This window comes from Patulibacter defluvii (genome assembly GCF_034096925.1).
Classification (GTDB): domain Bacteria; phylum Actinomycetota; class Thermoleophilia; order Solirubrobacterales; family Solirubrobacteraceae; genus Patulibacter; species Patulibacter defluvii.
Window position 1 is genome coordinate 1 of the sequence record NZ_JAWZSQ010000050.1, and the last position, 7,023, is coordinate 7,023.

A 7,023-nucleotide genomic window follows, 5' to 3' on the forward strand; every position below is an offset into this window, starting at 1 on the left:
CCGCGACGCCGGCGCCTGCCGCGGCGGCCGCGCCGACGACCTGGCGGCGCGAGAGCGCGCGCCGGTCGTCGGTCGCGAGCGGGGCGGGGTCGGGGGTGGGGTCGGGGGTGGCTGGGCCGCGGCGCGGGGGGTCGACGGGGCGGGCGTCTGCTCGATCGTGCATGGGAGCGTTCGTTCCTCGGGCGGTCGGGGAGGGCAGCGGCTAGCGGCGGCCGGGCTTCGGCGCGATCAGGACGCTCTGGCGGACGGTGACCGTGCGACCGTCCGCGTAGCGGGTGATCACGACCATCGTCGTCCGCAGTCGCGTCCGGCGGCCGACCGCGGCGCGGCCGGCGCTCGACGGCGAGACGAAGAGGGCGCTGACGCCCTGCGGCAGCCGCACGTTGCGGTGGCGGGTGATCGTGCGGGTGACCAGTCGCGTGCGCTTGCGGGTCAGCTTCTTGCGGACCCGCGACTGCGCGTAGAGCTCGACCCGCGCGGCCTCGGGCAGCGTGATCCGCACCCGGATGCCGCGAGCGCGGAAGCGGAGCGGGTTGACGCGCGGCTGGATCTGCAGCCGCGGCGGGGTCGCGGGACGGACCTCGCTGGACGGCGGCTGCGGCGTTCCTCCGCCGCCGTCGCCGCCGCCGGGCGGGTTGACGACCGGCGGGTCGGGATCGCCGGGGCGGACGGTCAGGTCGGCGAGGTCGTAGGGCAGGACGTAGGCGGACAGCTTCCCGGTCCAGCCGATGGTCAACGGCGACTCGGTGACGTACCCCGGGTCCTCGGGCAGGGCGCCGATCGAGTAGGCGCCGCGCCAGCCGACGGTCATGAAGGGCATCGCTCAGGCTCCGATCGGGCTAGCGGGGACGGAACTCGGCCGGCAGCGCCGCGTCGTGCGCGTCCGGGTCGTTGGTCAGCAGCGGGTCGGGATCGTCCTCGACCGTCTTCTCGGGGCCCAGCCGCTTGGCCTTCGGCGTGATCGCGACCTCCGGGTCGTCGGGGATCGCCCGGTGGTAGCCGGGATAGGCCGCCTGGTAGTCGATCGCGGCCTGGATGATCTGCGGCTCGCTGAAGCGCGGTCCCCAGAACTGGACCGAGATCGGCAGCCCGTCCGCGTCGCCGCCGTAGCCGGCCGGGAACGAGACCATCGGCCAGCCGAGCGCGTTCGGCACCTGGTAGTAGGTCCGGTAGCGCAGGTTCGCCGTGCTCGCCCCGCGCTTGGTCAGCTTGGTGCCGAAGTTCATCACCAGCATGAAGTCGACCTCGTGGTCGTCGAGCGCCTGCTTGTAGTTCGCCGCGGTCTCGCGCCGCCGCCGCTCGCCCTCGCGCCGGACGCCGGAGCTGACACCGCCGTAGAGGGCGGTCGCGGCCTCGAACGTCCGGTCGCCGGTCGTCGCGCCACCGGGGCGCCGCCCGTAGTTGGCCAGCAGCGCGGCGCGCTGCTCCTCGGGCCGGTCGGCGGCGAACGCACCGACCGCCTCGGCGTAGCCGATCTCGTAGAGGTTCGGGTAGCGGACGGCCGACGACGGGCTGACGCTCGAGCCGTCGACCGTCTGGAGCACGTCCGGGGACGAGAAGTAGCGGTTCAGCGCCGCGTCGCGCATGTCCATCCCGGGGAAGTCGACGACCCGCGCCCCGAGCGCCTGCAGCTGGTCGCGGACCCGGTTGAAGACCGCCAGGTTCTCGGCCGAGTAGCGCGACTGGGGGTCGACGTCGCTCGCGCCCATCCAGTCGCTCTTCGGCACGCCGATCTTCAGGCCCGCCAGCGGCGCGCTGCCGCCCCGCGGCATCGTCGGCAGGTCGCCGAACGGGACCGGCGCCGCCAGCGTCTGCTGGTCGTTCTCGGGGTCGGGCCCGAGCATCGCGTTCAGCAGCAGCGCCGAGTCGCGGATCGAGCGCGAGATCGGCCCGATCACGTCGTGGCCGGGCGTCAGCGGCATCACGCCGGCCGACGAGCAGAGGCCGAGCGACGGCTTGATCCCGGAGGCGCCGTTGGCCGCCGACGGGAAGATGATCGAGCCGCCGGTCTCCTCGCCGATCGCCGCCGCCGCCAGACGGGCGACCGGGGCCACGCCGGAGCCCTGGCTGGAACCGCCCGGGAAGTACTCCTTCTGCCACGCGTTGCCGGCGAAGGTGCCGGTGATCGAGCCCGAGAACGCGGAGCAGATCGTGTGGCCGAGGAAGACGACGCCCGCGGCGCGCAGCCTCGCCATCGCCGGGGCGTCCGCGGTCCCGACGTTGCCGGCGAAGGCCGCGGTGCCGTTCTGGGCCGGGCGGCCCTGCAGCCCGATCGAGTCCTTGACGCCGATCGGGATCCCGCACAGGTAGGGCGCCGGGGGACCGCCACGGCGGGCGGCCGCGAGGCGGGCGTCGGCGGCCTTCGCGCCGGCCAGCGCGTCGTCGCGGTCGATCCGGACGAAGGCGTTGTAGCCGCCGTTGTCGCCGTAGACCTCGAAGGCGCCGTTGAGCGCCTCGATCCGGTCGAGGTAGGCCGTCGTGATCTCGACCGACGTCAGCTCGCCCGCCTGCAGCAGCGCCGCCAGCTCGAGGATCTCCAGGTCGACCAGGCGCACGTCGCGCAGGCGCGCTCGAACCTCGGAGACCGACGGCAGCGCGGTCGGCGTCGGGGCGGGCCGGGCCTTGGTGGCGGCGGTCGCGGCGGCGGTCGCGCCGCCGGCGAGCAGCAGCGCGCCGGCGCCGGCCGCGCCGGTGCGACCGACGAGGGCCCGGCGGCTGAGGCCGGCTGGTCGGGACGATTCGGCGGCGGCGGCGTCGACGTCGGTCGGGACGTCGACGGACGCCTCCGCGGTGGCGGAGCGCTGGCGCATGTGGGGAGTACCTGCCCGGTCGAGGAGCGAACGCGCTCGGCGCTGGAGCCGCCGCGTTCCCGTGGTCGCCCAAAACGTTAGGAGCGACGTTCACGAATGCGATGGACGCGCGGGCCGAGCCGGACGCCCAAGGATCCGACATCTGGCCCATTGGATCCCGTCGGGTGGCTCGCTACAAGGCGCGGGTGCGCGGGACGGTCGCGTCTCTCGCGGGCCGCGGCGGTGGGTCCCGGCGTTCCCGCCGCGGCGGGGCGCGGCGACGCGTCAGCGCCCGAGCCGGGTGCGCAGCGCGGCCGCGCAGGCGGCGTCGCGCCCGTAGACCCGCCAACTGCCGACCGTCGCCGCCTCGACGCTGCCGGTCGGCGGTGCCGGCAGGCCCTTGCCGCGGTCGGCCTTGTCGAGGATGAAGCCGCGCGCGACCGCGGTCGAGGCCGGGATCAGCGTCACGCTCGGGGACGCTCCCGGGGTCAGGGCCGTGACGGCGTAGGGGTGACGGCCGTCGTGGAGGCCGAGCCACAGCAGCACCTGCGGCACCGCCCGGTGGTTCGGCAGCGCCACGTGGGCGAAGGTGCGCTGGATGGCCGCGCTCGACGACTCGCCCGGCGCGATCTCGACCAGCGCGTTGTCGGGCGCGACGCAGGGCCCGTCGGTCGCGGCCAGCACCGGTCGCAGGCCGCCGGTCACCGTCCGCAGGTCGCCGATCACCCGCTGCTGCAGGGCCAGCGCGTCGTGCAGCCGGTCGACCCGCCGCACCTGGCCGGGCGTGAAGACCACGAAGACCAACAGGCAGACCAGCGCGAACCCCTGCCAGGGCCGCCGCCAGCGGTGCTCCGGCGACAGCCGCTGCCAGCCGAGCAGGCCGGCCGCCGCGAAGAGGATCAGCAGCGTGCCCGGGAACACCAGGTAGCGGGTCAGCAGCGGCAGCCCGGCGGCGGCGAGGACGAAGAACGCGACCGCGGCCGCGACCAGCGCCCCGGCGGCCAGCAGCGCCCGTCGACGCAGCAGCCAGAGCGACAGCAGCGCCCCGCCGACCGCGGCCAGCAGCACCGGCTCGCGGACGATCTCGCCCAGCCGCCGCGGCATCACCGTGATCGCCGACCCGACCCCGGTCACGCGGTCGAGGTCGGCCGCGTTCTGCTGGGTCCCGGTCAGCGCCTGCAAGGGGTCGCCGGCCAGCACCAGCCCCTCGACGATCCACCCGAGCGGGGCGACGGCGGCGATCGCCACCAGCAGCGCCAGCCGGCGGCGGTCGATCACCCGCAGCCAGCCGGCCAGCCGCTCGCGCGGGGCGGGGCGCAGCAGCGGCGCCAGCTCGGCGTCGGGCGGCGGGCCGTCGCCGTTGCGCGAGGCGTCGGCGGGGCGCGGGGCGGGGGCGGCGCGGACCTCGGCCACCAGCAGGTAGCCGACGTAGGCCGCCGCCAGCAGCCACGCCTCGGGCCGCAGCAGCCCGGCCAGCGTGATCCACGCCAGCGTGCGGGCGCCGTTGCGCGGCCGCGAGGTCTCCGCCAGCAGCGCCAGCAGCAGGAAGACCGCGTACGGCAGGTCCAGGTAGGTCCGCAGCCCGTAGGAGAGGACCGGCTCGCGCGTCAGCACCAGCAGCGCCGCGACCACGCCGGCCGCGGTCCCGAACCAGGCCGCCCCGAGCCGGTAGGTCACCACCCCGAGCGCGCCGAGCCAGAACAGCGCCAGCACCAACAACGCGGTCTCGGCGCCGCGGCCGACCGCCGGCCCGCCGCTGTCGCTGAGCGGGGTCAGGACGCCCGAGAGCAGGTCGCTGAGCGGGTGCGGGGTGGGGGAGAAGAGCCGCTCCAGGTCGGGCCGGCTGCCCCCGGCGAGCAGCTGCCGCATCCAGTCCAGCGACCAGGCGCTGTCGTAGTTGACGAACGCCGTCCGTCCGAGCAGCAGCCAGACGGCCACGCCGATCGCGGCGGCGGCCAGCAGCTGGGCGGCGATCCGCCCGGCCCGCGACGACGGCGCGGATCCGGCGGGGGAGCGTCCGACGCGGGGCATCGGCGGGCGACGGTACCGCAGGCGGCGGCCGGGAGATCGGCGGCCCGGCCCGGTCGGCGCTCGCATAGGCTGGCCGGCGTGAGGCCCGACGCCGTCCAGATCCGCGTCCTCGGTGCCCTGCTGGAGAAGCAGCGGACGACCCCGGACACCTACCCGCTGACCCTCAACGCGCTGCGCGCCGCGTGCAACCAGTCGACGAACCGCGATCCGGTCGTCGACTACGACGAGCGGACGATCCGGGCGGCGCTCGAGGAGCTGAGCCGGCGGCGCTGGACCCGCAACGCCAGCGGGCCCGGCAGCCGCGCGCCGAAGTACCGCCACCTGCTGGCCGACACGCTCCAGATCGAGCCGGCCGAGCAGGCGATCCTGGCCGTCCTGATGCTGCGCGGCCCGCAGACGCCGGGCGAGCTGCGGTCGCGGACCGAGCGCCTGCACCGGTTCACCGACCAGGACGCCGTCGACGCCACCCTCGTGCGCCTGATCGAGCGCGGCCTGGTCGAGCGGCTGGAGCGCCGTCCCGGCCAGAAGGAGGCCCGCTACCGCCAGCTGCTCGGCGGCGAGGAGGACGCGGGCGGGGCCTCGGTCGCCGGCGGGGCGACCGCGGTGGCGGCCGCCGCGGACCCGGGCGGTGGTGCGGCGCCGACCGGCGGCCCGAACGGGGGCGGGGCGCCCGCGGCCGGTCCCGGGCCGGCGCCGGCGCCGGTCGCCGCGCCCGTCCTGCCGCCCGCGGCGCAGGCCGAGATCGCCGCCCTCCGCGGGCGGGTCGAGGCGCTGGAGTCCGAGGTCTCGCGGCTGCGGGCCGCGTTCCGGCGGCTGCAGGAGGAGCTGGGCGTCTCGTCCTAGCCGGTCCGGCCGCCTCCGCCGCGCGCCCCACGTAGACTCGACCCCGGTGTCCGCGCCTTCGCTCTATCGCCGCCACCGGCCCCGCACGTTCGACGACGTCGTGGGCCAGGAGCACGTCGTCCGCACCCTGCGCAACGCGATCGAGCAGGGGAAGGTCCACCACGCGTACCTCTTCGTCGGCTCGCGCGGGACCGGCAAGACGTCGATGGCGAAGATCCTCGCCGCCTGCCTGAACTGCCAGGGCGATCCGGACCTGCCGCCCGACCAGCGGCGGATGGGGCCGACGACCGGGCCCTGCGGCAAGTGCGAGGCCTGCCGCTCGATCGCCGACGCGACCTCGATCGACGTGGTCGAGATGGACGCCGCGTCGAACAACTCGGTCGACGACATCCGCGACCTGCGCGACGCGGTCGCCTTCGCGCCGGTCGGCGGCCGCAGCAAGGTCTACATCCTGGACGAGGCGCACATGCTCTCGTCGCAGGCCTGGAACGCGTTCCTCAAGACCCTCGAGGAGCCGCCGCCGCGGACGATCTTCGTGCTGGCGACGACCGAGGCGAACAAGGTCCTGCCGACCGTCGTCGACCGCTGCCACCGGTTCGACTTCCACCGTCCGACGCCCGAGCAGCTGGCCCGGGTGCTGGCGCGCGTGGCGGAGAAGGAGCGGATCGCGATCGACGGCGAGGCCGTCTCGCTGGTCGCCCGTCACGCCACCGGCTCGTTCCGCGACGCCCTCGGCACGCTCGAGCAGCTGGTCACCTACGCCGGCGAGCAGATCACCACCGACGACGTGCTCTCGGTGCTGGGCGTGGCCGACGCCGAGCTGCTCTTCCGGGCGATGGACGCGATCGCCGCCGGTGACGCCGGGAGCGCGATCGGGGTCGCCGCCGAGCTGTCGAGCCAGGGCCGCGACCTGACCCAGGTCACCCGCGACCTGGAGGGCCACGCCCGCGCCCTGCTGCTGGTGCGGATGGCGGGCGAGCTGCCGCCCGAGCTGCGGATCAGCCCCGACCGCGACCGCCGGACCGTCGAGCAGGCCCAGCGGCTGCCCGGGGCGACGGTGATCCGGGTCCTCGATCTGATCGCCGCGGCGCTGGCCGCGGTCCGCGACGGCGCCGACCCGCGGACCCAGCTGGAGCTGCTGCTGGTCCGCGCCGCGCTGCCCCAGATCGACCCCCAGGCGAAGGCCCTGGCCGCCCGGATCGCGCGGCTGGAGCAGGCGCTCGGTGGGGGAGACGTGGCGGTGCCGGCGGCGGCGCCCGTGCCTGCGCCCGCGCCAGCGGCCCCGCAGGGCCCGTCGGGGGGAGAGCCGCCCGCGGCGCCCGCGGCGCCGACCGGCGCACCCGCGCCGGGGCCCGCCGCT

At 76.2% G+C, this 7,023-nt stretch carries 5 protein-coding genes; 2 read left to right on the forward strand and 3 right to left on the reverse strand.

Translation table 11 applies throughout. The annotated features are described in order from the left end of the window. Positions 1 to 202: 202 nt before the first annotated feature. The 3 genes from SH587_RS24515 to SH587_RS24525 all read right to left on the reverse strand — a co-directional run bounded on the left by SH587_RS24515 (position 203) and on the right by SH587_RS24525 (position 4,820). Entirely contained in the window at positions 203 to 820 is a 618-nt protein-coding gene (locus SH587_RS24515; RefSeq protein WP_320673297.1) for a hypothetical protein, read from the reverse strand. A gap of 19 nt (positions 821 to 839) precedes the next feature. Continuing rightward, positions 840 to 2,810 carry an amidase gene (locus tag SH587_RS24520; RefSeq protein ID WP_320673298.1) on the reverse strand — a complete coding sequence of 657 codons (1,971 nt, stop codon included), beginning with the start codon at positions 2,808 to 2,810 and terminating at the stop codon, positions 840 to 842. Positions 2,811 to 3,074: 264 nt separating this feature from the next. After that, complete coding sequence (locus SH587_RS24525) at positions 3,075 to 4,820, reverse strand: hypothetical protein (protein WP_320673299.1); 1,746 nt, start codon at positions 4,818 to 4,820, stop codon at positions 3,075 to 3,077. A gap of 78 nt (positions 4,821 to 4,898) precedes the next feature. Here SH587_RS24525 and SH587_RS24530 point away from each other — a divergent pair, with 78 nt between their 5' ends. Together SH587_RS24530 and dnaX are read left to right on the forward strand one after the other, a co-directional pair. Continuing rightward, entirely contained in the window at positions 4,899 to 5,663 is a 765-nt protein-coding gene (locus tag SH587_RS24530; RefSeq protein WP_320673300.1) for a YceH family protein, read from the forward strand. Positions 5,664 to 5,709: 46 nt separating this feature from the next. Continuing rightward, on the forward strand, positions 5,710 to 7,023 hold a 1,314-nt coding region (gene dnaX / locus SH587_RS24535), incomplete at its 3' end, for a DNA polymerase III subunit gamma/tau (RefSeq protein WP_320673301.1).

Bases quoted from the DNA above. Each gene is read 5' to 3' on its own strand.
- SH587_RS24515 (WP_320673297.1), bottom strand. From the start codon at position 820: ATGCCCTTCATGACCGTCGGCTGGCGCGGCGCCTACTCGATCGGCGCC.
- SH587_RS24520 (WP_320673298.1), bottom strand. From the start codon at position 2,810: ATGCGCCAGCGCTCCGCCACCGCGGAGGCGTCCGTCGACGTCCCGACC.
- SH587_RS24525 (WP_320673299.1), bottom strand. From the start codon at position 4,820: ATGCCCCGCGTCGGACGCTCCCCCGCCGGATCCGCGCCGTCGTCGCGG.